Source organism: Lysinibacillus sp. 10T31, assembly GCF_056394365.1.
Genome location: NZ_JBFTHS010000243.1, coordinates 1 through 391, shown reverse-complemented (window position 1 = coordinate 391; position 391 = coordinate 1). Strand labels below are relative to the sequence as shown.

The 391-nt window shown below is 58.3% G+C and carries 1 protein-coding gene; it reads right to left on the bottom strand.

Annotated elements, in window-relative coordinates; translation table 11 throughout:
- Positions 1-391 (bottom strand): dermonecrotic toxin domain-containing protein (locus AC1DCY_RS27845; RefSeq protein WP_477356062.1); only part of this gene is annotated, 391 nt, incomplete at both ends.

Here is a 391-nt window from a genome sequence, read left to right as displayed (position 1 = left end):
GTCTTGACGGCCGCGGCGCCTTCTGTCGCGATCAGCTCCAGGGGACGCACGATTGCCTTGGCGCCCGTTACCGCTGCGCGTGCCAGGGCGTCCGGCATGTCGAGAACTTGCTGAACCAACCCGAAGCCGCGTTCGGAAAGTTTTCCCTGAAGCTTCAGCGTGTGGGCATGCAACAGCAGTTGCCAGGGCAGTTGCTTGATGAATCGCAGCTGTCGGGTCGCGACACCTGGCGCGTCGATCGCCAATGTATTTGAAAGAAATTGACGATAGGTCGCCTTGATGTCCAGCTGTAGCAAAAGCCTTTTGACTGCGCTGGCATCAAGGGCCGCCGGGAGCGTCTGAGCGATTTTCGAGGCAATGCTGAACCCGGTGTTTTGCAAGGTATTGGTAT